The sequence below is a fragment of the Poseidonibacter lekithochrous genome, from assembly GCF_018861145.1.
Classification (GTDB): domain Bacteria; phylum Campylobacterota; class Campylobacteria; order Campylobacterales; family Arcobacteraceae; genus Poseidonibacter; species Poseidonibacter lekithochrous_A.
Genome location: NZ_JAHKQT010000044.1, coordinates 39064 through 64204 on the forward strand (window position 1 = coordinate 39064; position 25141 = coordinate 64204).

Here is a 25141-nt window from a genome sequence, read left to right on the forward strand (position 1 = left end):
TCTAATACTTGCTTAGGAAATATCTGCTATAATTATTAAAAATAATTTAAAAGGCGATTTTATGAAACTTACTTTAATTGGTAACGGTATTATGGCTCAATCCTTAGCTCGTGGATTAGTTAAAAATCATGATGTAGAAATAATTGGAAGAGATGAGAATAAACTAAAAGCTATTCAAGTAAAAATACCAGAAATTACATTTAAAACTTTAGATGATCAAGAGAATATCCAAGGTAAAAATATTATATTTTGTGTGAAACCTTATGCCTTAGAAAGTGTCTCAGCACGACTTACAGGAGAAGCAAATATACTTCTATCAATTTTAGCAGGAACAAAACTATCATCGTTAAAGAAACAAATTAAATCTAAATATTATGTAAGAACAATGCCAAATATTGCGGCTTCAGTACAAAATTCAATGACAACACTAACAGGTGATAATGAAGCAAAAAATACTGCACTTGATATTTGTTCTTCAATTGGAAAAACATTATGGGTGAATACAGAAAATCAACTTGATATTGCAACTGCAATTGCTGGCTCTGGTCCTGCTTTTCTAGCACTAGTTGCAGAAGGAATAGCAGATGGTGCGGTAAATGCTGGCTTAGAAAGAAACCTTAGTAAGCAATTAGTACAAGGATTATTTTCAGGAACTGCTTCACTTTTAGAATATTCAAGCCCTGCTCTTATCAAAGATTCTGTTATGAGTCCAGGAGGAACAACAGCTGCTGGTTATGCAAAACTTGAAGAACATGCAGTAAGAAGTGCGATGATTGAAGCAATCAATGCAGCATATGACAAAGCTGTTGAACTTGGTAAAAAATAGTTTTACACTTTTTGAAACTTTATTAAGCATTACTATCCTTATAATCATAATAAGTGGTTTTTCAAACTCCTCTTATTATGATGAAAAAGCTATAAACAATTCTAAAATATTAAATACCTTAGAAAATAAATTTACTACAAATAACTTTGATTCTTTTTCTACAAGTTCAAAGAAAATTACTATTACAAAAAACTATACGAATAAAGAAGAAATAATAGTAAAAAAACACATTTTTATAAATGATGAAATAAAGATTTTCAAGTATGAAAAATAGTTTTACACTTTTAGAAATAATTCTAAGTATTTTAATCTCAGCAATAGTAATAATCAATTCTGCTTACTTTTCAAAAGAACTATTTCAAACCAATAAAGATATACAAAATATTGAAATACTAAAACTTGATTTATTATCTACAAAGATATTCTTACAAAAAAACAACGAAGATTTGGATAAAAAGCTTAACTATGAAAATAATGTACTTTATTTTGATAAAAATATATTACTTCAAAATGTAGATGAATTTACTATATTAAAAAAAGTAACATTTTATGAAATTTCTATAAAAGTTAATAATAGAATAAAAGAAAAATGGAATATTCTTATATGAAAAAGTCCTTTTCTTTATTAATTACAATATTTTTAATATCAATTTTTTCATATTTAGCAGTTTCAATTTTAGAAACAAAATCATTAATAAATACAAATCTACAAAATCAATATTTATATTTACAAGCAAAAAATCATAAAGAGTTTTTAAAGTCATACCTTATATCAATTGATTTAAAAGATATAAATCATGTGAATATTGAAGATGAATTTTTTGATATATATTCTATTATCAAAGAAGAAGATAAAAAGTACAAGATAGATATATACGTAAAAGCCAAAGAGTTTGATATTTCAATACATGAGCTTGTATATAAATAAGAGAAAAACTCTTATTTATATACTTATTATTTTTCTTTAATTGACGCTAATATATCTAGCGGGATTAATTTTGCTGCGACTAAATTATCAATAAAATTATCTGCTAAAAATTTCCATTCAATATTATTTTCATTTATAGCTAATATAAAAGACTCCATATCAATATTAAATACATTCTCTTCTTTATTATATGTTATTTTAGGTTTTTTATCTGCAAGCATTGTTTTTAAGATTGATTCAAATTGTTTGATTTCCTCTTCTTTTTTACTAGGAGAATCCATTCTCATTAGTATTTTATAATATGCTCTTGTAAATAAACCTTTTTCATACTTTGCAATTGGCAAAATTTTTATTTTCTTTGCATTGATTAATTTTGGTGTTTTATTACTTTCATAAGCAATCTCCATCGCTGCAACTAAATCTTTCTTAGGTGTCAATTTAAATGCTGGTTCATAAATGGAATCTACCATTCCTTTAACGTCATTGTTTTTTAGAGCAGTAAAATAGTTATCTAAACTTAGCTCTAAAGATTTCATCTCTTTGTCATTTGCAAATATAGAAGATGATAAACATATCACACTAAATAAAACAAATACTATTCTTAATATTTTTTTCATATTATTTTCCTTTTTTAATAATTTAACTATTTAATTTTAAGTTTTAATTCTTCTATCTTTTATACTTAGAAAGCATTCTATAAAGTTCTATTTTATATAAATCATTTGCTTCTTTTTGTAACTCCACTATTTTTTTTGGAGTATCCTGCCTTTTCCAATCTTTTACAGGTTCTATATTCATTGTATTTTTTAGCCATTTTCTATATTCCATAAAATATTCTCTCCGATAAGCTACTTCACCATCAGCTATATATTGAGAGTATTCTCCATCCATACCTTCTATACCAAGGCTAAGAATATAAATAAAATCTTTAATATTTTTTGCAACAACATTAATAGCACCTTCACTACCAAATGCAATAATTGGCGCATTCTCTAAATCTGTATTCCTTCCATCTTTTAACCAAAACCCAGCACTACCACCTGTTCCATCTAAGTTTGACAAAGGTAAAAAGTGTTGTGATACTTTTTTATTTATTTCTTCATCTTCTGAAAAGTTTAAATAAAAGAAATCTTCTGTATTTTCTGGATTGAGATAAAAAGAAACTACATAATTATCTGCACCAAGTTTTTCTTCTATTTCAATAAGTTTTTTTAAAGTATTAGGTACAGAAAAAGGTTTGTAAAGTTCTGTAAATTTTTCCAATAAATTACTTTGTGTTTGAGAAGTTGACTTAAACTTAAGTGATTCACCATAAGGTAATACTGACCCTACTTCTAATACTTTTGTCGTACTTGTCTCTCTAGGAACATACAATTCAGGTTGTGTGTAAAGTTCCCAAAATGAATATTTTGGTTTTATGTTTTTGAACTTACTTATCTTTTCTAAATAATCAGAACAATATTCATATTTTTCTTCTTGTATATGTTCATATTTATCGCATATATATTTAGTACTATTATAATCTTTAAATTCATAGGAACTTGTAATTAAGTTACGAACAAATATCCAGTAATTGCTATCTTTTTCTTGTAATTCATCATCACTTGATTGAAAAAAACTATATGCATCATTTTTTAATATGTTATAAGCTTGTTCATAAGATTTTCGTTCTCTATAAATACTTGCCATTGTTGCTAAACTAAAGACATACGAATTTTCAAGTTCGTGTGCTTTTTTTAAATATTTAAGAGCATCAGTATATTTTTCTATTATCTCATTTTTATATATAGCATAGCCTAAGTTATTGTATAAGGCAGCAGTCCCTCTATCATATAATCTATCAGATACTTTTATTAAAGAAAGAGTATCTTCAAGTAATGTAATTGATTCTTCATCTAAATCTAATTCATAGGCATAATCAAATAATGCATTTGGATTTAATTCTGAACTTTGAGCTGCTTTTTTATAATAATCTAAAGCTGAACAAGAAATATTTTCAGCATCATCACAAAACTCTGCAAGTTCTCTATAAATATTTGAAATTAGATAATCCCTAGAAGAATTTATATCCTCTATTATTTTTCCATCTTTAGTATAAAGTTTAACTATAGGAACATTTATATCACTATTCTTAATAATTTCTAATTCTTTATCCATCCAATATAAATAAATAAGTGATAATCTTTTTGATAATAAATTCCATATACTATTTTTACTATTAGTATCTAAATCATCTAATTTACTAAAGAATGGATTAAAGTCATATCTTTCTAACTCTTTAAGATTTGAGATATTTATCCATGAATTATCTATATTTTCTAATTGACTTTTTGAAAAAAGTTTATATACTTCTGTGTCATAATTTTTGAAAGTTTCTCTATTGTTTGAATATTTTTTGTAAGCAAGTATAATCATGTCTATTATATAGATATCATTTTGTGTTACTTGGTTTTTCTTTATTAGCTCAATATATTTATCTATGTTTGTAGGTACATTGATTTTATCTATTAAAGAAGTATCATTAAGATAAAATAGTTTACCTTTTGTTAAAATATTTATTAAATCAGATATAAAAGCATCTCTTTTATTTTCATCATAATAATCTAAAAATTCTAAAAACAAATAAGTATCTTCATTATCATAAAATTTGATAAGTTTATTTATCGTATTTAAATACTTACTTATCTCTATTTCAAATTTAATATCTTTAAAAGAATATTTTTCTATATTTATATCATTGTTATCATCTGTATCAAAGTTAATGATAGAATCTCTTGTAATTGCCATTCCAGAAGAAGTATAACCAAAAAAGCTATTTGATTTATAATATAACAACTCATTTTTATTTTTAATTATTTTTTTACTAATCAATTCCTCTTTTATGTCTATATCAACTAAACTTGAGGGATGCACTTCCATCTTAACCATATTATTATATGCAAATAATGAACTTATTGCTAAAGCAACAAAAAGCACAATAATAAATCCAACAAAAATTCGGAGAAAATAGCCAAATAAAGAAATCTTTTTTGATGTTTTGGGCTTGATTAATACTGTATTTGACATCTTGTCATGCCATGTTTGATTGTTTTTATCCCATAACATCCATAAATATCCTAAAAATATAGGAATTAAGGAAACAATATACCCTAAGTATCGTATGATAAATTGTTTTTTGCTTGGTTTTTCAAATGTACTAGCATCAACTATTTTTATTTTTAAAAACATTTTTCCAGGAGTAGCACTTTTGTAATTCCAGAATAATAAAACAATTATAACTGGTAATACATAAGCAACTATAATTTTAAAAGGATCAGATTCCTCAAGTTCAAAATAGCTTTTGTTATATATAAAAAATAAAGGTATTTGAAGTAGCATCAAAAGAATAGTATCAATTATATTTGCACATAACCTATCCCAAAAACTTGCAAACTGAGTATTCTCTTTCATAAATACTATTTATATTTACATTCGCATATTATGCGAATGTAGCCTTTGGATTATCTCCATATTTATTAGTTTCATTCATACTATTTTTTGCATACCAAACAATTAAAATTATCAATCCAATAATAGGTATTAAAATAAGTAATTGCCACCAACCACTTTTATTAATATCATGTAATCTTCTTGCACCCACAGCTAAAGTGGGAAGTAACACAGCAAGAGAATAAACCAAACCAATCATACCTATATCACTTCCAATTATATAATCTAAAATTGCACATATTACAGATACTATTGTACTGAATAACATAAAGTACCAAAACTCCGACCTTCTTGCTCTACCATTAAAAACAGTATATTTTTTTAGTACTTCAAAATACCAATTCATTCTTTCTCCTAAATTTTTATCATTATTATTAAATAATGTATAAAAAGATTATAATTAAATAATATTTAAAGTATTATTTAATTACAATCTTTTTTTAAAATAAATAAGGAAAGAAATGAAAAAAAAACAAGGAAATAATTTAGGCTTAGTTTTACTATCTTTATCAATTATAGTATTATTCACATCCTGTACAAGTATTGTAAAAATGGGATTAGGAGAAGGTAAAGAATTTACTTTTGATAATAAAGAGTTAGAATCAAAAATGACTTTTTACTGTACTGATGAAAAAGAAGGTGAAAATATAAAGTTAAGAGCTAGAAATGCATATGATTATTTTAACAATGAAAATGATAAAAACATTGATACCTTAACTGAGAAAATGTTAAAAAAAGAAATATCATCATTAGAATTTGCTTATGAGATAAATAAATTATCTGAAAAGTTAGTTAGTGATGTTAATAATAAATTTAATTGTACATTAATAGATGTAATTGATTACTAGTCATAATAGAGCTTTCTATTTTAAGAGAGCTCTATTTGACAAAATATAGTACTAATCAAAATAGTAGGCTATGATTATATGAAATTATTAACTATACAATAACTTCAAGAGCTTTTTTAGCTAAAGATAAAGCTTTTGTTCTATGAGAAAAATCTTTTTTAGATTCATAACCTAATTCACCCAATGTTTTATCATATCCATTTGCTATGAACATGGGATCATAACCAAAGCCACCTTCTCCTAGCTCTTTATTTATTACATTTCCATGCATCCAACCATGAACCGTGTAAACTTGGCCCTTATAAACAATTGCAATACAAGCAGTATAATATGCTTTTGTTTTTTCAATATTTTTTTTATTTAAATTATCAATTAGTTTTGCATTATTTTCTTTATCACTAGCATTAATACCTGCATATCTTGCAGAATAAATACCTGGTTCATTATTTAATATTGGTACGGTAATTCCTGAATCATCTGATATTACAATAATATCTTTATGACCTTCGCTTACTAGCTTTTGATAAATAGTTTGTGCTTTTTTAATTGCATTTCCTTTAAAACTATCTTGATCTTCAATAATTTCAATATTTCCTAATATTTCCTTAAATGCTACAACGTCATCGTTTGGCATCAATTTTTCAAACTCTTTTATTTTTCCCTTGTTTCCTGAAGCTAAAACTATTTTCACTTTTGTCCTTTTCAACCTATTATTAACATTAATTATATATAATCACGGTAAATTATATTATCTTTAGGATTACAAATGATTAAATCGGTTTTACCACTTAGTGCAATTATTGCTCTAAGATTCTTAGGTCTTTTTTTAGTTTTACCAGTAATATCAGTATATGCTATAAACTTAGAAGGAGCATCAACTACTCTTGTAGGTGTTGTTGTTGGGGGATATGCATTAACTCAAATGATTTTTCAAATCCCATTTGGAGTTATGAGTGATAAATTAGGAAGAAAAGGTACTATTATAACTGGTCTTTTACTTTTTGCTATTGGATCACTTATTTGTGCACTATCAACAGATATTTATACTTTACTTGTAGGTAGATTCTTACAAGGTGCAGGTGCAATTGCTGCTGTAATTACTGCAATGATTAGTGACTTAGTAAAAGAAGAACAAAGACCAAAAGCAATGGCAACAATGGGAATGTTTATTGGTGTATCTTTTGCTGTTTCAATGTTAGCAGGTCCTACTTTAGGTGCTGCATTTGGTATTGAAGTACTATTTATTATCACAATGATTTTAGCATTAGCATCTATTTATGTAATTATTAAATTAGTTCCAAATCCTCCACATATTACTCATACATATAATGGTAAAGCAAAACTTTCTACTGTATTAGGAAATAAAAACTTAATCAAAATGAATATTACAAACTTTTTACAAAAGGGATTAATGACATTTGCATTTATGATTATCCCTATGGTTTTAATGAAAAACTATGAATGGGTTTTGTCAGACCTTTGGAAAGTTTATCTTCCAGCAATGATATTTGGATTTATTGCAATGGCTCCTGCTGCAATAATCGCTGAGAAAAAAGGTAAGTTCAAAGAAATTTTAGTTATTGGTATTGCATTATTTGCAATTTCATATTTAATAATTGGATTTGCTACATCTACAACTATTTTTATTATTGGAGTTGTAGTATTCTTTATTGGATTTAATATGCATGAACCAATTATGCAGTCACTTGCAACAAAATTTGCAAAAGTGCATCAAAGAGGACTTGTTCTTGGTATCTTTAACTCTTTTGGTTACTTAGGTACATTCTTAGGTGGATTAATAGGTGGTATATTCTTTGACAGTGCAGACTTTACAAGTATTGTAATAGCAATTACTATTATTTGTATTTTATGGGCTATTTTAATTTATACTATGCCTAATCCAATAAAGAAAAAGTTTTTATACTTACCTTTAGATAAATATGACCTTGAAAAAACTTCTATATTAGAAAATAATGATGCTATTGATGAATGGTATATAAATAATACAGAAAATATCATTGCAATTAAATATGATGATGAAAAAATTACTGAACACAAAATAAAAGGTTCATTAATATAATTTTTTAAATACCTTATTTTAAACATTTATATTATAAAATAATAAATAAAAATTAAACTAGGAGATGATTTGAAGAAAATATTACTTATATCTTTTTTGATTATCTCACTAGTTGCTGTTAGCACAACTGCTAATAAGACTTTCTTTATCTCAAATTCTAAACTAAATTCTATTTCTGTAAAATATGGCACTAAAGCAAAGTCTCGTGTAGAATTATGGGATAATATGCTACAAGCATCTAAAAATGAAAAAATACTTAACAAACTTAAAAATGTAAATGATTTTTTTAATAAAATACAATATAAAACTGATTCAAGACATTGGAAGAAGAAGGACTATTGGGCAACTCCTTATGAATTTATGGGAACAGCTGCAGGAGATTGTGAAGATTATGCAATTGCTAAGTATTTTAGTCTTAGAAAAATTGGTGTTCCTGATAGTAAACTTAGAATCACTTATGTAAAATATATAAAAACAAGAAGTAAGTTTGAACAAGCACATATGGTTTTAACTTATTATCATAAACCAGGTGCTACACCAATTGTTCTTGATAATATTAATAAAAAACTAAAACTAGCAACAAAAAGAAAAGATTTAAAACCTGTATATAGTTTTAATGCAGGCGGTTTATGGCAAGCTAAGAACAAAGGTTCTGTAAGAGTTGGAACAAATAACTTAAGATCTTGGAAAGATCTTATGAGTAGAATTTAAAAAAGGAATAAAAATGTCTTTATCAAAACAGCTATATATAATAATTGCTTTTATATTTTTAATGATTTTTACTGGTAATTTTATTATTAGTGTAAAAAATACTAAAGAGTATTTAGAAATTGAGTCAATTACAAAAGCTCAAGATAGTGCAACTGCTTTAGGAATGGGTTTAAAATCTTTGTTAAAAGATAAAGAAGATCCCGAAATAGAAACAATTATAAAAGCAATTTCTAATAGAGGTTTTTATAAAGAGATTAGATTAGTTGATGCTCATTTTACTATAAAAGAAACTCAATTAATTAGAGCAAGTGCTGATTTAGATGATTCTTTATGGAAAATTTCGAACTTAAAAACGGATTCATCATTTGGAGTAATTGAAAAAATCACATCAGATGATGATATTTCAAAGCAACTATCAGCCTTGGAAAATGAAGAAATAGATATAGGAGAAAGTGAAGAAATTCAAGAAGATATTTATAGCTATTTACCAAGTGAACAATATAAAAATGGAGGGAAAATTACCTTTAATTTTACTGCAACAAATGAAAATGGTTCAAAAGTTGATACTAAAGCAAAACTTACAATAAACAAAGTAATCGCAAGAGCAACAAGAGATGTAAAATTTGATTATATTCCAAGTTGGTTTATCGATATGATTCCTATAAACCTTAAAGAGCAAAGCAGTGAGATAAGTGATGGATGGAAAACAACAGCAATTATATATGTAAGTGCAAATCCAGGAGATGCGTATGCAAAATTATATGACCAAGTTAAAGGTGCAATAATTTATGCAATAATTGCTTTTATCATCTCAATGATAATTTTATTTATTTTTGTTCAATATATTTTAAAACCTTTAAAAAGAATTGAGAAACTTGCAAACAATATTGCAGCTGGTAAATTTGGCACAATTTCAGAACTTCCATGGACAACAGAGATAAAACATGTTGCAATTGCAATGAATGATATGTCAACAAAAATTGAAGCAATTATTAATAAATTAAATAAAAATTTAGAAAATAGTACAAAAAAATTATCACAAGATGATCTAACAAAACTTAGTTTAAAACAAAACTTTGAAACAGATATGAAAAATATGTTCATACATAAATCAAGTGGTTATGTATTTGTAATCAAAATATTTGATTTAGGTACATTTGCTAAAGCGCATACAGATAATGAAGTAAATAACTTCATAAAAGAATTTGCTAATATTTTAAGAAATACAACAATTGAAAATAAAAAAACTTTTGCATATAGATTTTTTGGTTCTGAATTTACATTAATTGGGGAAAAATTCTCTTATGAAGATGCAGTTCATTATACTAAGCTATTACAAAACAATTTAGAAAACCTTACTTCAAAATTTGATAAAAAAGATATAGCGCATATTGGAGCAACTCCTTTTAATCCAATTGGAACAACTCCTCAAATGCTTCAATCTGCAAATGAAGCTTATGAAAAAGCTACATTAATTGGTACAAATGAAGCATATTTAAGAGACTCAAATGACCTTTCAAGAGATATGGAATCATGGAGAGAATTAATTTTTGATATTATTGATAACTCTAAGTTTAATGTTAAGTATATTGGAGATGCAACACTATTAAATCAATCAAATGAATTAATAATGCAAGAAGCTTTTACAAGTGCTTGCGATAAAGATGGAATTGATATTCCTATTGGAACATTTGTATCAATTGCAGAGAAATATGAAAAAATCATGGACTTTGATAAAAAAGTTATTTCAAGAGTAATTAATCATATTTTAATTAATAAGATTAATCATGATATTTCAATTAACTTATCACTAGAATCTATTAACAACACTGCATTTATTGCGTGGCTTGAAAGTAAAATACTTGAAAATAAAAATATCGCTAGCCAATTAGTATTCTCAGTTACAGCTTATGCAGTTGCTAAAGACATGGATACATTTAAATTCTTCGCAGATGAGATTCATCAATGTGGAGCAAAAATTATTATAAAAAGATTTGAGAGTAAGTTTATTCCACTTAATAATATCAAAGACTTTAATCTTGATTATATTAGATTAGCTAGAGATTATACATCAAATATCTCTAATGATACTTCAAAACAAAATTTTGTGGAATCTATACAAGAATTAGCAACACTATTAAATATAAAAGTTTTTGCTGAAAATGTAAAAGATGAAGAAGATTTAGAAATAATAAGAAGTTATAACCTATATGCAGCTAGTAGATAATTCCTAGTTTAGTTAATAAACGCAGTAATATTAATGCTGCGTTAATAAAGATATATTATAATTCTTAATCTAAAGAAGGATAATAATGTTTGATAAAATTTTAAAATTTTTTGTAGAAAATGCTAGAGTAAACTATACTCTATTTATACTAGTTTTTGCAATTGGAATTTGGTCTTATACAAAAACACCAAAAGAAATATTCCCAAGTTTTGATCTTGATATGATTTCAATAAAAGGCTCATATGCAGGTGCTTCAGTTGATATACTTGATAAAATGGCTGTTGTTGAAATAGAAGATAATGTGAAAAATATTGACAGTGTTGATACAATGTCTACTATTATAAGTCCCGGCGCTTTTACAATTGTATTGGAACTAAAAAAGGGTAAGAACAAATATAATGAAGCAGATAAAATCAAGGATGCCATTGCTTTAATTAAAACCAATCTTCCTTCAGATATGGATGAACCTACGGTTAATGTACTAGAGCGTTCCAAATCATTAATTGATATTACATTAACTTCTGATAAATACTCAACTGATGAATTAAAACCTTTTGCTGATACACTTAAAAGTAAAGTATTAGGTATCAATGGTGTTAATGATGTTACTATTTTTGGAGACTCAGATAAGTATTTTGAAGTGCTAATCGATGATAAAAAAATTGATGCTTTAGGTTTAAATAAAAGTGAAGTATTTAATGCCATTTCAACTTTATCATATATCTTCCCTGTTGGGAAAATTGAAGACCCTAAAAAGCACTATTATGTTTCTACTTTTAATGGTGCAAAAAATGCTATAGATTTTGGAAATACTTTAATCAAAGTTTCAAATACAAATATTTATGTAAAAGATATTGCCTTAATATCTAAAAAATATGAAGACTCTTCAACTCTATATTCTTTTAATGGTAAAAATGCACTTTCTCTTGCAGTTGAACAATCAGATACAGCTGATGCTATTATAGTTGCACAAAATATCAAAGATTTGTTACCAATAGTAAATAAATCCAATCCAGATATTACAACTACAATTGCAGATGATAATAGTGAAAGAATTACAGATAGGTTAAATATTGTAGTTTCTAATATTTTATTAGGAATTATTTTAATTACAGTTTTAGTAATGATTTTAATTAACTTTAGAATGTCATTTATTATAGCAATTGGTATTCCTACTTCTTTTGTAATTGCTGCTATTTATATGTATTTTTCTGGTTATACAATAAATATGATTTCTCTAGTTGGAGTTTTAATTGCAATTGGTATCGTTGTTGATGATGCCATTGTTGTAAGCGAAAATATTCAACAACATATTGAAGAAGGAATGGAACCTAAGGAAGCAGCTGTAAAAGGTGCTAGTGAAATGGTTAAACCTGTAACTGTTGCATCTATTACTACTCTATTCTCTTTCCTTCCAATACTAATGATTAGTGGAACTATGGGAGAGGTTATGAAGCTTATTCCTATTGCTCTTAGTGCATTAGTAGTAGCTTCATTAGTTGAGTCTTTTTTATTCTTGCCAATACATGCAGCACATACTTTAAAAAATGGTGCAAAAGTTACCTCATGGGAAAAAGCAAATAAAATCTATAATGGAATTATTCACTTTTTTATGAATTGGAAGAAAACATTTCTTATCATATTTATTATACTTGTTCCAATTGCAACAGTTACAGCTGTAAAATCATCAAAGTTCCAAATGTTTCCTCAATTTGATGCAACAGATGTAAAAATTTCTATGAAAGCAAATTCAAATACTACACTTGAAGAGTCTTTTAAAATAGTTCAAGAAATTGAAAAAGATTTAATGCTTAAAAAAGATGACTTCTTTATACGAAGTATAGATTCAGTTGCAGGATATAGACAAGATACGGGGAATAATACAGAAAGATTTCCTTATGTTATGTATATGACAGTAGAATTACAAAAACTAAAAGCAGCAAATTTTTTAGATAGATATGTAACTCCCTACTTAAGTTTTTATTATGATGATGAAGGAAGAACAAGAACTTTAAAGTCTAAAGAGATTGCAGTAAAGTTGAATAAATTTTTAAATAAAAACAATTATAAAGAAAAGTACAACCTAGAAGAAATTGGAACACTTGAAAGAAAGGTTGGACCGGTAAAAGCTGATATAAAAATCGGTTTAATTTCTCATAATGATCAAAAAGCTATAAAAGCAATAGATGCATTAACAGAAAAAATCAATACAATAGAAGGAATTAAAACAGTTTCAAATTCTTTAAAATTTGGTATTGATGAAATAAAACTTAAAGTAAATCAATATGGAGAATCTTTAGGTATAAGTGAATCTTTTATTGGTTCATATCTTTCAAATCTTTACTTATTAAAAAAGAAAGGTGTTTCTTTTGATGATAAAGAAATGTTAGATATTAAAATCAAGTCAAAAAACAAAGATGATTTCGAAGCTTTTAAAAATACTCAAATACCTTTAAGCAATGGTACTTTTGTAGCATTAGATCAAATAGTTGAATTAAATACAATTAGAGCTTTTGAGCAACTGTTAAAAGATCAAGGAGAAAAGAACTTCTATATCTTTGCAAATGTTGATGCTGAAATTATTACATCCTCTGAAGTAATTGAGATTTTACAGCCAATTCTTAACCAAATAAAAGAAGATAGTATTAAATTAGTATTTAAAGGTGAAGCAGAGAAGAAAGCAGATTTATTAAGAGATATGATTTTAGCATCTGCTTTAGCAATTATTTTAATCATGCTTGCAATGCTTTATTTATTTAACTCTTTTAGAGAAACATTTATTGTAATGAGTATTATTCCATTCTCTATCCTTGGAGTACTTATAGGTCATAAGGTTATGGGTCTTAACTTATCAATGCCTTCAATGATTGGAGCGTTAGGACTTGCTGGAGTTGTTATTAATGATGGTATTATCATGATGACTTATCTTAAAAAGGCAAAAACATTAGAAGAGATATTCCAAAGAGCTACAAAAAGATTTAGACCGATTATTATTACAACAATAACAACAATAATTGGAATGGCTTCTTTAATATTTTTCCCAACAGGACAAGCTGTAATATTCCAACCAATTGCAATTGCATTAGGATTTGGACTTGCATGGGGAACAATTCTTAACTTGATTTATCTACCTGTATTATATACAATCTCACATAAACTTAGAAAATCATAAGCAAAGCTTTTAAGCTTTGCTTTAAAATATATATATCAAAAAGTACTTTTAAAGAATAAAAATAAAGCTTTTTATAGCCGAAGTACTCATCTCATAAGGTTCGATATTTATCTTTCTTAATGTATATTCTACATTTAATAAAATTCTTGATAATAATACCTCAAAAGAAAAATTAGAGTGAGAGAAGATAGTCTCTTTATTCGCTTTTATATACTCTAAATCTTTTATAATATTTAAGTCATTTCTATCTTTATGTAAAAGTTCTAGCTGCCAATTATTTTGCCAAGTATTAAAAAGATAATTACCATTTACATCTTTTTGTGTTCTTATCTTCCATCTTAATACTTGCAAATATTCATAAAGTTTTTGTAATTCATATTTATTATATTCAAGTGCAGTAAATTTATGATTTGTATCTAAACTAAATGCTTTATAAATAAGTTTATAAAGACCAAGTATTAGAAAATCATTTCTATTTGATATTTCGTCATCTTTAAAAGCATAGTAAAAATATTCATTATAAGTTTCTAGTTTTTTACCATTTTGTGAAATATTAATATAATCTTGATTTTTTTGTATCTGAAAACTTATATTCTTTGCTAGTTTTTTATTATAAGAGTTTGGATTTCGTAAGTCTAGTTTCTTTTTATATTTTAGTAAAGAAGAGGTGATTTCATTTTTGTATTTCACTATTTCAATTGAAGAGTTTGTTTGTGCAAAACTTTGAATACTTTGTTGATTAAAACCACAGCCATCAAGAAAGAGTACTAAACTTGTAATAATAAAAGTCTTTTTTACTAACTTTATATTCATAGTACTCTCCTTTTAAATCTTTAAACTAAAGTATTAAGAAATCACTTTTAGTTCATTTTCTATTTTTTCTAGTTTATTCTTTGCATCTTCTAATGCTTTTCTATTCTCAGCAATAACTGCTTCAGGAGCATTTGCTACAAATCTTTCATTTGATAACATTCCATTTAGTTTATCAAATTCTTTTTGTGTTTTTTCTTTTTGCTTAGTTAACTTATCAATAATTGGACTCATATCAATTTCACTTGTTGGTAAGTAAACTTCTAAATTATCAGAAACATCTGTAATTGAGTTTTCAACTTTGGCATCTACAAATTCTATATTTTCAACTTTTCCAAGTTTTTCAATAAATGGTTTTGCAAGATTTTTATCAATACTTGAGTCTAATTTAATATAAGCTTTTGCAATTTTAGAGTTACCCATATCAATTACAACTTTAGCACGTCTAACAGAAATAATAGCTTCTTCAATTACTGCAAACATATCTTCCATCTCTTGATTTTTAGCAATATCTTTAGGGAAGTTAGTAATCATTAAAGACTCACCCTCTTCTAAAGTAGTTCCTGATAATTTATGATATAAATAATCTGAAATAAATGGCATAAATGGTGAACACATTTTTAATGTTTCCTTGAAAATTGCACCAAGTTCTAAAATAGAATCTTTTGAACCTTTTGAGTACTCGATACCCCAGTTACAAAATTCATTCCATACAAATTTATAAAGTGTACTAGCAGCTTCGTTAAATTTGAAAGATTCTAAGTTATCTCGTAACTCATCAACAGCAGTACTAAGTTTAGATTGCATATATAAACCAAGTGATGTTTTAATCTCAATATCTTTTAAATCAGGGAAAGTTTCTATATTTAATTGTAAAAAATTTGTAGCATTGTAAAGTTTATTTGTAAAGTTTCTAAATTGTTCTAAATTCTTTTCACCTAATTTAATATCTCTACCTTGAACAGCTAAATATGCAAGTGTAAATCTGATAATATCCGCAGAATGCTCTTCAACCATATCTAAAGGATCAATTACATTACCTTTTGATTTAGACATTTTAGCACCCGTTTCATCACGAACAAGTGCATGCATATAAATATCTTTAAATGGTAACTCACCTTTAAAGTGATCACCCATCATCATCATACGAGCTACCCAGAAGAACATAATATCAAAACCAGTAATTAATAGTGAATTTGGATAGAAGTCTTTCATATCTTGTGCTTCATTATATAAATCTTGAAGCTTTCCATTATTTCCCCAACCTAAAGGAGACATTGCCCATAAAGCAGAAGAGAACCAAGTATCTAATACATCTGGATCTTGTGTATAATGTTTTTCACCACATTTTGGACATTTTTCAGGAACATCACTTTTATCTGCCCATTGATGATTACAAGAATTACAAGTAAATACAGGAATTCTATGCCCCCACCATAATTGTCTAGAAATACACCAAGGTCTTAATTCGTCCATCCATGCTGTATATGAATTAATCCAATGTTGTGGGTGGAAGTTATTATGAGCTTTTGTTTTTTCAATTGAAGATTTTGCTATTTTTTCAGATAAGAACCATTGTTGAGAAATAAATGGCTCAACAATATTTTTACATCTATAACAATGCCCTACTTGGTGAACATGGTCTTCAATTTTTACAATATATCCTGCATTTTCAAGTGCTTTTACAATCACTGGTCGTGCTTCTAGTCTTTCAAGTCCTGCGAATTCTCCACAGTAATCATTTAAAATACCTTTTTCATCAAATACTTTGATAAATTCTAAATCGTGTCTTTTCCCTACTTCGTAGTCATTTTGATCATGAGCTGGAGTAACTTTTACAACACCTGTTCCAAATTCCATATCAACATGAGAATCTGTAATTACTTTGATAGTTCTATCAGTTAGCGGTAATAAAACCTCTTTACCAACAATATCAGTGTATCTAGAATCTTCAGGATGAACCATAATAGCAGTATCACCAAAATATGTTTCAGGTCTAGTTGTTGCTACCTCTAATTGTCCAGAACCATCTGCAAATTTATAAACCATAGTATAAAATTTACCATTTACTTCTTCATGTTCAACTTCAATATCAGATAATGCACCATCGTGTGTACACCAGTTAACCATATAATTATTTTGAGTAATTTGACCTTCATTGAATAACGATACAAAAGCTTCTTTTACAGCTTCTTTTAAACCTTCATCCATTGTAAATCTTTCACGTTTCCAAGCTGGAGTAACTCCAAGTTTTCTCATTTGATGAACAATATTTCCACCAGATGTTTCTTTTTGCTGCCAAGCTCTCTCTAGAAACTTTTCTCGTCCTATTTCTTCTTTTGTAGTACCTTCTGCAAGTAATTGTTTTTCAACAACATTTTGTGTTGCAATTCCCGCATGGTCAGTTCCTGGTTGCCAAAGTGTTTTAAATCCATCCATTCTTTTATATCTAGTAATAATATCTTGAAGTGTGAATGTAAGTGCATGTCCAATATGTAAAGATCCAGTTACATTTGGTGGTGGCATCATAATAGAAAATGTTTTTGCTTTTCCATTTTCGTCACAATCTTGAATTGATTTATTTCCTTCAATCTCAAAATAGCCTCTATCTTCCCAAATTTTATAATAATCTTCTACTTTTGATGGTTCGTACTTTTCGCTCATTTAAAATCCTATATCTCTTTATTATTCGCGATTATATCAAAATAATTGTTAATATATCAAATTCATTATTGTAATATATAATTATTTTGGATACAATCATAAACTAATTGTAAATAAATAATATTATGGATAAAAGAAAAATGAAAAAAAAAATTATGGATAAGAATAAAAAAACACTTATCATTTTAATTACTCTTTTTAGTATATTCACATTACTATCATTCATAATAATAACAAATGATTTTAACAAACTAGAAAAAAACATCAACAATTCAAATATTTCAAATTTAATTTATAAAATTCAATCTAAAATCGAATATAATCATAAAATAGCATTAGAATATTCAAGTTCAGATGAAGTTTACGACTTTGTTAAAAATGCAAATGAAGATTATATATATAAAAATTTTAGAGAGGGTTCATATACTCTTGAAGATTTAGACTTATCTTATTTTATTCTAAGTGATAAAAAAAGCAATATAAAATATTCTAAATTTACAAAAGATATTAATAATACAGAGAAAGCAAACTTCAGTTCTTTTATCATAAATAAATTTAAAGATATTAATAAAATCAATAAAATTATGATTTATAAAGATGAAGCTTATTATATATCAAAAAATCCTATTTATAAAACTGATTATGAAAATAGTTCTAATGGTTTTGTATACTTAGGTTCAAAAATTGATACTAAAATTATTGAAGATTTAGCACAAGGCTTTACAAATATAAAATTTATATCAGGTCCTCGAATTAATGTAAAAAAAATCAATCAAAGCAATAATCAAACAGTATCTTTAAAAACAAAAAATAAATATAACAAGATAAATAACTTAAATATTAATGAACTATCTTTTTATGATTACAATTCAAATATTTTATTTACTGTAAAAGTTGAAAAAGAAATAACTCTTATAGACAAAACAAAAATAAATATACTAATAATATTTATATGTCTAGTATTATTTAGTTTAATATCACTTCTTTATTTTAGCAATAATTACAAACATCTATTAAAAGAAAAAGAAAAATCTATATATGAAATTATAGAAAATAAAACTTCAGAAATGAAACTTCAAGTACGAGAACTTGAGAAATCAAATGAAAACTTATATGAAATTGCTCATACAGATCATTTAACACAAACAATGAATAGAAGAAACTTTTTTATTCACGCACAAACAAGTTTTAATCAGGCACAAAAAAACAATGAATTGTTATGTGTTGTTATGATAGATATTGATAACTTCAAAATATTTAATGATAAATATGGCCATAATGTAGGAGATAAAGTTTTAGTTCTTTTTGCTAAAAATATAAAGAATAACATTAGTGAGAAAACTATTCTAGGACGACTAGGTGGAGAAGAATTTGCATTAATTATCAAAAATACAAGTTTAGAAGATGCAATTAAAAAAGCTGAAAAGTTAAAAACAAAAATTGAAGAAATTGAATTAGAAGAAGATGGAAAAATTCTAAAAATTACAGCAAGTTTTGGTGTTAGTGATAACCAAAACTGTGAAAATATTGATGAAATGCTCCAAAAAGCTGATAAGTTATTATATTCAGCAAAAGAATCTGGAAGGAACTTAGTAAGAAGTAGATTAAACCTTTGCTAAGCAGAAGTTGTTTCATCGTCTTTTACAAGACCTGCTTCTCTTAAAAAAGGAGATGCAACAAAAGCCATTTTCTTAATCCTATCAAATTTTGCATAAGATAAATAAAGTATATCTTTAGCTCGTGTAACAGCTACGTAAAATAGACGTCTTTCTTCTTCTAGACTTCCACCTTTACTCATAAGTTTTCTATTTGGGAAACGTCCATCCATTAGGTCAATTACATATACTTCTTTAAACTCTAAGCCTTTACTTGCATGAACAGATAATAAGTTTACGCCATCACCTTCACTCATTTCTGAACCTCCTAAAATCATCGAGTTAATAAATTTTGATAACTCTTTAAAGTTTTTTGATAAGTTCTTTAAAATCATACCTTTTCTATTTATCTTAGCTAAGGCTTTTGTTTTTTGCATAGGATTTACAGTACCATCTTTTGCAGTTGCTCTTTTTGTTGATAAGAAATCTTTTAACCTAGAATACATCATAGAAGAACTAATACTAGTAACTAAGGATTCTGGATTTTTTGTTCTTTTTAAATGCTTCATAAGTAAAAAGAAATCATAAATATATTTTCCACCATCAACACCTAATTTAGGATGTTTTAAAATTGGGTTCGATAAAAAGGCTTCTTCAAAACCACAATCTTTAAACTTTGAAATAGAACCTAGTTCTAAGAAATCATCAAATAAACCTAATTGTCTATTTTTTACTTTCTTAGTATCATAAGGGTTGTTGATATCTGGATTAGGTTGGAAAAGTCCTCTTAATATATCTCCATCACCTAGTTTTATAAGGGCATCAAAGATATCTTTTGCAATAGCTTTTCCAATACCTTTACCATGCTCTAAAACATGAATAAAAGCCATCATATCATTATGAGATAATTGCATAACTAAAATATCTAGAATAAATTTTATTTCAACAGAATCAAAAAAAGACATTCCACCTTTTCTTTTTGCTGGAATCTCATATTCACGTAAGTTTGCTTCAATTCCATCTGCACTTGAGTTATTTCTATAAATTATTGCAATATCATTATGTTCTGTTTTACTTTCAGAAATCAGTTTAGAAATATATTGATATTGTGCAAATAGCTCATTAAAAGCTAAAAGCTTTGGCCTAATCGTTTCATCCGTTCTTATAACTTCTAAGTTTTTATCATAAATTCTTTCATTATGTTCAATTACTTTTGTAGCCAAATCCAAAATAGGTTTAGTAGAACGATAGTTTTTTCTTAGAGTAAAAACTGTTGCATCATTATATCTTGTAGCAAAAGTGGAAATAATACCTATATCAGAGCCATTAAAAGCATAAATACTTTGATCATAATCCCCAACACAAAATAAAGAATTAGGTTTAAACCCATCCAATAGTCTTCCTTGCAAAGGATTTGTATCTTGGTACTCATCAACTAAAATTTCTTTAAAATCAAAACTCTGAGTTTTTAAAGTATCAAGCATAATCGTTAGTAAATCATCAAAGTTTGCATAACCATATTTAACTTTTAAGGCATTAAACTCATCAACAACATCTTCATAGATTAAAGTATAAATTTCGTGAGAAGAGTTTTTGTCTTTTATCCAAGTTCCAAACTCTTCACCTGTATTTGAGTTAAGATATAAAGAATACATATCATACAAATATCCACCATCATATGGATTTGCTTCATCATCTCTATCATAAAAAACTCTTTTTTCATAAACCGATTTAAAAAGTGTTTTAAGTTCATTTGGTTGTTTAAGTGAGATATTTATATTTAGTTGTTTTAATAACTTGTAAGAAACAGAGTGAAATGTCCCCGCCATAACTTTCTTTGCCATGTCTTTTCCAAAGAACTTTGCAATTCTATGAACCATCTCAGCAGCTGCTTTATTTGTAAAAGTTAATAAAAGAATCTCTTCTGGTTTAACTCCACTATTAATTAAATTAGCAATTCTTCCAACAATAGTAGAAGTTTTACCTGTTCCAGCACTTGCAATAATTAAATTATATCCCTTAGGACAAGTTGCAGCACTTAATTGTTCTTGATTTAAATTTGATAATGGCATGTATTAGCTGATTCTTTATAGTAGTTTTTTTCTCGTTTTGAAATAGTAACATAAAAGACTTATCATTTATTTAATAAAGAGAAGAAGTTATTGATTAATTTGAATAAAAAAAAGGTGCTATCAAAGATAACACCTTCGTACAAGGAAACATAAAAAAATTATTCATATTTAAGAAATCTATCTTAAAATTCTAGTAAATAAATAAGTTGCTGCGTCAACTTATCTATGTAAAAATTATACATGTACACTATTAACTAAATCCTAATAAAGAATTAATGAAGAGTTAACTTGACTATAAAGTTAAAGATTAAGTCAATATATTAGACTCGTGCTTTTTATATTTCAATAAGGACAAAGACATTAAAAGTAATATAAATAAAATAACTAGTAGGAATTCCTACCAGTTATTCTGCATTAAACCTTGTTCTTTCATAGCTTGAGTTAAGACCTCATAACCTTTAAGTTCAGCAGGCCCTGTTTTAACCCATTTATTTAGGCCTTCCATTTGCATCATTTTTTTAATTATTGGATCTTTTGGATCTTGACCTAATAACATTTCGGTAAATACTTTCTGGATACTTTCATCTAAACTATCAAGTACTGTAAAATTACAATGACAATAACCCTCACTTACAAAAAATGATTCTACTTCACCACTTGGGAAGATTCCTTCTTCAAGCATTCTAACCCATGAACTAATTCCAATTGCTCCCGCATCAATTTCATTATTCATAAGTGCTTCAAGAATATCAAATTCACTTCTTCCTGTATCTCCATGTTTTCCTAAGTCTGAATTAAATCTTATGATATTTACATTGTTATTTTGTCCAAGTTCATCTTCAATGTATTTTAAAGGTAAAATAGCAGCTTGTGCAGAATCTGCACTTCCTAAAGCAAAGTTTTTACCTTCTAAATCTTTAATACTTTTGATACCACTATTTGCTTTTGTAATAAAAACAGATTGAAAATCAATATCTGTATCTCTCATAACTAGGGCTTTAGTTTTTCCACCACTCAATTCATTACTTCTTACCCATGCAACATTTGTATTCCATGCTACATCAATCTTATTTGATAATAAATATTCAACTTGCGCTTCATAGTTTGAAAATAAAATATAATCAAGTCTAACACCATTGTCATTAAAATAGTCTCTTATAATATCCCAAATAGGAATAACTTTTGGATCGTAAGCTACGGCTCCAAGCATAATTGGTTTTTTCATAATTTTCCTTAAGGTATTGGTTGATTAGTTAAAGCTTTTCCAAGCCAAATAGAAAGTACATCCGTACTAGGCGCCATAACTTGTGCGGCATAAGCATCTCTTAGTAGTCTTTCAATAGTAAGTCGTTTAGCATAAGCTGTTCCACCTCCAACTTTCATTGCTTTATTACAAACTTCAACTGCCATATTTGAAGCATTTAATCTTGCAGATATAATTTGTGCTAAGGCATCAGCATCACCATTTGCTCCACTTTTTGCAGCTGCAAGAGTAAAGTGTTTTGCACTTGTTGCATTTGTAAATATTTCAGCTATATGATTTTGAACAGTAGGAATTTCACATAATGCTGATGAATCACTATATTTTCTATTTTGTGAATATTCTATAATAGTATTACAAGCATTTAAAGCCACACCAGTGTACACAGCACTCAATCCTATTACGAAAAATGGCGCTACAACATTAAATACTTGCTCCGCTCCACTTCCTGCTGTTCCTACTCTATTTGAAATATCTACATTCACATTGTTAAATAACATAGGCATAGAAGCATTTCCTCTCATTCCTAAACCATTCCATGCTGATTCTTCAAAACTAATACCTGCTAAGTCTTTTTTTATAATCCAGTTATCTAAGCCTTCTGAATCAAAACTATTTGAAAGTACTAAGTAAAAATCTGCATAAAGAGCAGAAGTAACAAAACTTTTTCTTCCATTCATAAATAATTTATCATTTTCTTTACTTACAGTTATTTCTGGATTATAAAAATGTGTTCCTGTACCTGTTTCACTAAAAGCAAGGGCTAAAAGCAATTCACCATTTGCTATTTTAGGTAAGTACTCTTTTTTCATTTCATCACTACCAAATGCTACTATACACATAGTTGCAACATTATGCATCATATAACATAATCCTGTTGTTGCACAACTTGATGCAAAAGCTAAAACTGTTTGAGTATGTTCTTCAAGTCCAAGTCCTTGTCCTCCATACTCTTTTGGTACAACTAATCCAGTTATTTTTTCTTTTTTAATAGCTTCAAAACTATCAACTGGGAATGTTGCATCTTCATCAACTTTTTGTGTAAAAGGTTGAATATTTGATTGAGCAAATTCCATCATTTTGTTATAAGTATTATCCATTCTTTTTCCTACATAAAATTTGGTGTATGAACTTTAGAAATATCATGCGCTAAATCCTCATCCATACCTATTTGTATTAATCTTTTAATTCTGTTTTCATTCATTGTTTTTTTTAACTCTTCAACTAAATCAAACCCTCTTTTAAAGTCAGTAGCAGAATCACTTCCTCCTGCTAATATTGATAAGGATTCTAAAAGCATAGAGGATTCAGTATTTACTTCATCCATAAACTCTTTTCTTTGATATGCACTATTTTTTAAAGCATTTATTCTATTTGGATTTTGTTCAATTGCAGAACGAACATGTTCCATACCATAAGCAACATGACGTATTTCATCTCTTTTTGAAAGTTTTATGATTTTTTTAGTTGCATCATCTGGCATATATTTTTCTAAAAAGTTTAAAAGGTCAATAAAAGTACCTTCTCCCATAACATGAAGTAAAAAAGAACTTTTTAGATAATCATCTTCTTTAAAAAGAGAATAAAGTGATCGTTGTGTAACTTCACTTGAGTACTGAAACCCTCCCCCATTTGCATTAGCTCGTTTTGTAAAAACTTCTATATGTCTGGCTTCATCATTCATCAAAGAGGATAAAAATAGTGGCACTTCCATATAATAAGGATTAATTTTACTAATAAACTTTCCAGGGATATATAAAGCTGAAAACTCATTTTCAACTAGATAAGTCATTATTTGACAAATTGCTTTTTCCATAATTGGATTAAACTCAGGAATTTCATTCCATGCTATATCCCTAGTAGCATTCCACTGGGCATGTTTTCCTTCTTCATATAAAGAAGATACAGACTTTGACCAAACTTGCTCTTTATGTGAGAGTTCAAAATCATAACATGGCGTGCCATCTTGTCCTACCATTCCTCTTGTCATTAAACCATTTTCATCTGGTGCTTTAGATAATATTTCACTTGAAAGTTCTAAGTCTTTTAGTTTAGGATTTGAAGTATCAATTCCTTTCATCTTTTTGCCCCAAGATGGTTTTTTAGAAAAACTATCATGACCACTTTTTTTGATTTTATAAGAATAAAGTTGTTTTAAACTTTCTCGTCCTAAATAAATATGTCCTCGCAATCTTGACCAGCCACGAAGCTCAATTTCAATATTTGACTTTAAGGAAACAATTTCGATTATTTCACCAACAGTTGCAATTAGAAAAATATTTTCAAGCCTTAAAAAAAGCTCTTTAGAAGGAGGAAGATTACCTGTTTGTATTGATATAGAATGATTGAGTGAATTCAAATAAATCTCCAGAAGTTGATTAATTTTAATCCATCTAATTGTGATGGAATCTCAACCTGAGACCTATGTTTATAATAGTATCATATATTATTTAAAAAA

20 protein-coding genes are annotated in these 25141 nt (G+C 27.1%); 10 read left to right on the forward strand and 10 right to left on the reverse strand.

The window, feature by feature from the left end; all coding sequences use genetic code 11:
* Positions 1-61: 61 nt before the first annotated feature.
* The 4 genes from KO488_RS14870 to KO488_RS14885 are packed head-to-tail and all read left to right on the forward strand — an operon-like array spanning position 62 to position 1754.
* Complete coding sequence (locus KO488_RS14870; RefSeq protein ID WP_216059595.1) at positions 62-826, forward strand: pyrroline-5-carboxylate reductase; 765 nt, start codon at positions 62-64, stop codon at positions 824-826.
* Entirely contained in the window at positions 813-1100 is a 288-nt protein-coding gene (locus tag KO488_RS14875) for a hypothetical protein (protein WP_216059596.1), read from the forward strand. The genes KO488_RS14870 and KO488_RS14875 overlap by 14 nt, the downstream gene beginning before the upstream one ends.
* Entirely contained in the window at positions 1090-1434 is a 345-nt protein-coding gene (locus KO488_RS14880) for a hypothetical protein (protein WP_216059597.1), read from the forward strand. The genes KO488_RS14875 and KO488_RS14880 overlap by 11 nt, the downstream gene beginning before the upstream one ends.
* Complete coding sequence (locus tag KO488_RS14885; RefSeq protein WP_216059598.1) at positions 1431-1754, forward strand: hypothetical protein; 324 nt, start codon at positions 1431-1433, stop codon at positions 1752-1754. Before KO488_RS14880 ends, KO488_RS14885 begins: the two co-directional genes overlap by 4 nt.
* Before the next feature lie 26 nt (positions 1755-1780).
* On the opposite strand, the gene KO488_RS14890 is transcribed toward KO488_RS14885, so the two are convergent.
* Genes KO488_RS14890 through KO488_RS14900 form a run of 3 tightly spaced genes read right to left on the reverse strand, consistent with a single transcriptional unit; the run spans position 1781 to position 5589 of the window.
* On the reverse strand, positions 1781-2371 hold the full coding sequence (locus tag KO488_RS14890; protein ID WP_216059599.1) for a hypothetical protein: 591 nt from the start codon (positions 2369-2371) through the stop codon (positions 1781-1783).
* A gap of 52 nt (positions 2372-2423) precedes the next feature.
* Positions 2424-5204 (reverse strand): RDD family protein, encoded by a 2781-nt coding sequence (locus tag KO488_RS14895; RefSeq protein WP_216059600.1) that lies wholly within the window; start codon positions 5202-5204, stop codon positions 2424-2426.
* A 28-nt stretch (positions 5205-5232) separates the two neighbouring features.
* Positions 5233-5589 carry a DUF805 domain-containing protein gene (locus tag KO488_RS14900; protein ID WP_216059601.1) on the reverse strand — a complete coding sequence of 119 codons (357 nt, stop codon included), beginning with the start codon at positions 5587-5589 and terminating at the stop codon, positions 5233-5235.
* Positions 5590-5704: 115 nt separating this feature from the next.
* Here KO488_RS14900 and KO488_RS14905 point away from each other — a divergent pair, with 115 nt between their 5' ends.
* Positions 5705-6091, forward strand: coding sequence for a hypothetical protein (locus KO488_RS14905; protein WP_216059602.1), 387 nt, complete (start codon positions 5705-5707; stop codon positions 6089-6091).
* Positions 6092-6182: 91 nt separating this feature from the next.
* Here KO488_RS14905 and KO488_RS14910 read toward each other — a convergent pair whose 3' ends face one another.
* Positions 6183-6782, reverse strand: a complete 600-nt coding sequence (locus KO488_RS14910; protein ID WP_216059603.1) for a non-canonical purine NTP pyrophosphatase — start codon at positions 6780-6782, stop codon at positions 6183-6185.
* Positions 6783-6857: 75 nt separating this feature from the next.
* On the opposite strand from KO488_RS14910, the gene KO488_RS14915 reads away from it, so the two are divergent.
* The 4 genes from KO488_RS14915 (at position 6858) to KO488_RS14930 (ending at position 14281) form a co-directional block, all read left to right on the forward strand.
* The gene (locus KO488_RS14915) at positions 6858-8171 is read left to right on the forward strand and encodes an MFS transporter (RefSeq protein ID WP_216059604.1); all 1314 of its coding nucleotides are present in this window, start codon (positions 6858-6860) and stop codon (positions 8169-8171) included.
* Positions 8172-8240: 69 nt separating this feature from the next.
* Entirely contained in the window at positions 8241-8882 is a 642-nt protein-coding gene (locus tag KO488_RS14920) for a transglutaminase-like cysteine peptidase (RefSeq protein WP_216059605.1), read from the forward strand.
* A gap of 13 nt (positions 8883-8895) precedes the next feature.
* On the forward strand, positions 8896-11109 hold the full coding sequence (locus tag KO488_RS14925) for an EAL domain-containing protein (RefSeq protein WP_216059606.1): 2214 nt from the start codon (positions 8896-8898) through the stop codon (positions 11107-11109).
* Positions 11110-11194: 85 nt separating this feature from the next.
* Positions 11195-14281 (forward strand): efflux RND transporter permease subunit, encoded by a 3087-nt coding sequence (locus tag KO488_RS14930; RefSeq protein ID WP_216059607.1) that lies wholly within the window; start codon positions 11195-11197, stop codon positions 14279-14281.
* A 48-nt stretch (positions 14282-14329) separates the two neighbouring features.
* On the opposite strand, the gene KO488_RS14935 is transcribed toward KO488_RS14930, so the two are convergent.
* Both KO488_RS14935 and KO488_RS14940 read right to left on the reverse strand, forming a co-directional pair.
* Positions 14330-15094, reverse strand: a complete 765-nt coding sequence (locus tag KO488_RS14935) for a hypothetical protein (protein ID WP_216059608.1) — start codon at positions 15092-15094, stop codon at positions 14330-14332.
* 33 nt (positions 15095-15127) lie between these two features.
* A complete protein-coding gene (locus KO488_RS14940) occupies positions 15128-17755 on the reverse strand; it encodes a valine--tRNA ligase (RefSeq protein WP_216059609.1) in 2628 nt (875 codons plus the stop codon).
* A 140-nt stretch (positions 17756-17895) separates the two neighbouring features.
* Between KO488_RS14940 and KO488_RS14945 the strand changes: the two genes are divergently transcribed.
* A complete protein-coding gene (locus KO488_RS14945) occupies positions 17896-19374 on the forward strand; it encodes a diguanylate cyclase (protein ID WP_216059610.1) in 1479 nt (492 codons plus the stop codon).
* Here the strand turns inward: KO488_RS14945 and KO488_RS14950 are convergent.
* From KO488_RS14950 to KO488_RS14965, 4 genes are all read right to left on the reverse strand, one after another.
* On the reverse strand, positions 19371-21422 hold the full coding sequence (locus KO488_RS14950; protein ID WP_216059611.1) for an ATP-dependent helicase: 2052 nt from the start codon (positions 21420-21422) through the stop codon (positions 19371-19373). The genes KO488_RS14945 and KO488_RS14950 overlap by 4 nt on opposite strands.
* Positions 21423-21819: 397 nt before the next feature.
* Positions 21820-22647, reverse strand: coding sequence for a phosphate/phosphite/phosphonate ABC transporter substrate-binding protein (locus tag KO488_RS14955; RefSeq protein ID WP_216059612.1), 828 nt, complete (start codon positions 22645-22647; stop codon positions 21820-21822).
* 8 nt (positions 22648-22655) lie between these two features.
* The gene (locus KO488_RS14960; protein WP_216059613.1) at positions 22656-23783 is read right to left on the reverse strand and encodes an acyl-CoA dehydrogenase family protein; all 1128 of its coding nucleotides are present in this window, start codon (positions 23781-23783) and stop codon (positions 22656-22658) included.
* Positions 23784-23791: 8 nt separating this feature from the next.
* Positions 23792-25042 (reverse strand): ferritin-like domain-containing protein, encoded by a 1251-nt coding sequence (locus KO488_RS14965; protein WP_216059614.1) that lies wholly within the window; start codon positions 25040-25042, stop codon positions 23792-23794.
* Positions 25043-25141 lie beyond the last annotated feature (99 nt).

What these genes read in the sequence shown, in the direction of transcription:
- KO488_RS14870 (WP_216059595.1), top strand. Translation starts at nt 62, where the DNA reads ATGAAACTTACTTTAATTGGTAACGGTATTATGGCTCAATCCTTAGCT.
- KO488_RS14880 (WP_216059597.1), top strand. Translation starts at nt 1,090, where the DNA reads ATGAAAAATAGTTTTACACTTTTAGAAATAATTCTAAGTATTTTAATC.
- KO488_RS14885 (WP_216059598.1), top strand. Translation starts at nt 1,431, where the DNA reads ATGAAAAAGTCCTTTTCTTTATTAATTACAATATTTTTAATATCAATT.
- KO488_RS14890 (WP_216059599.1), bottom strand. Translation starts at nt 2,371, where the DNA reads ATGAAAAAAATATTAAGAATAGTATTTGTTTTATTTAGTGTGATATGT.
- KO488_RS14895 (WP_216059600.1), bottom strand. Translation starts at nt 5,204, where the DNA reads ATGAAAGAGAATACTCAGTTTGCAAGTTTTTGGGATAGGTTATGTGCA.
- KO488_RS14900 (WP_216059601.1), bottom strand. Translation starts at nt 5,589, where the DNA reads ATGAATTGGTATTTTGAAGTACTAAAAAAATATACTGTTTTTAATGGT.
- KO488_RS14905 (WP_216059602.1), top strand. Translation starts at nt 5,705, where the DNA reads ATGAAAAAAAAACAAGGAAATAATTTAGGCTTAGTTTTACTATCTTTA.
- KO488_RS14915 (WP_216059604.1), top strand. Translation starts at nt 6,858, where the DNA reads ATGATTAAATCGGTTTTACCACTTAGTGCAATTATTGCTCTAAGATTC.
- KO488_RS14925 (WP_216059606.1), top strand. Translation starts at nt 8,896, where the DNA reads ATGTCTTTATCAAAACAGCTATATATAATAATTGCTTTTATATTTTTA.
- KO488_RS14930 (WP_216059607.1), top strand. Translation starts at nt 11,195, where the DNA reads ATGTTTGATAAAATTTTAAAATTTTTTGTAGAAAATGCTAGAGTAAAC.
- KO488_RS14935 (WP_216059608.1), bottom strand. Translation starts at nt 15,094, where the DNA reads ATGAATATAAAGTTAGTAAAAAAGACTTTTATTATTACAAGTTTAGTA.
- KO488_RS14940 (WP_216059609.1), bottom strand. Translation starts at nt 17,755, where the DNA reads ATGAGCGAAAAGTACGAACCATCAAAAGTAGAAGATTATTATAAAATT.
- KO488_RS14945 (WP_216059610.1), top strand. Translation starts at nt 17,896, where the DNA reads ATGAAAAAAAAAATTATGGATAAGAATAAAAAAACACTTATCATTTTA.
- KO488_RS14950 (WP_216059611.1), bottom strand. Translation starts at nt 21,422, where the DNA reads ATGCCATTATCAAATTTAAATCAAGAACAATTAAGTGCTGCAACTTGT.
- KO488_RS14955 (WP_216059612.1), bottom strand. Translation starts at nt 22,647, where the DNA reads ATGAAAAAACCAATTATGCTTGGAGCCGTAGCTTACGATCCAAAAGTT.
- KO488_RS14960 (WP_216059613.1), bottom strand. Translation starts at nt 23,783, where the DNA reads ATGGATAATACTTATAACAAAATGATGGAATTTGCTCAATCAAATATT.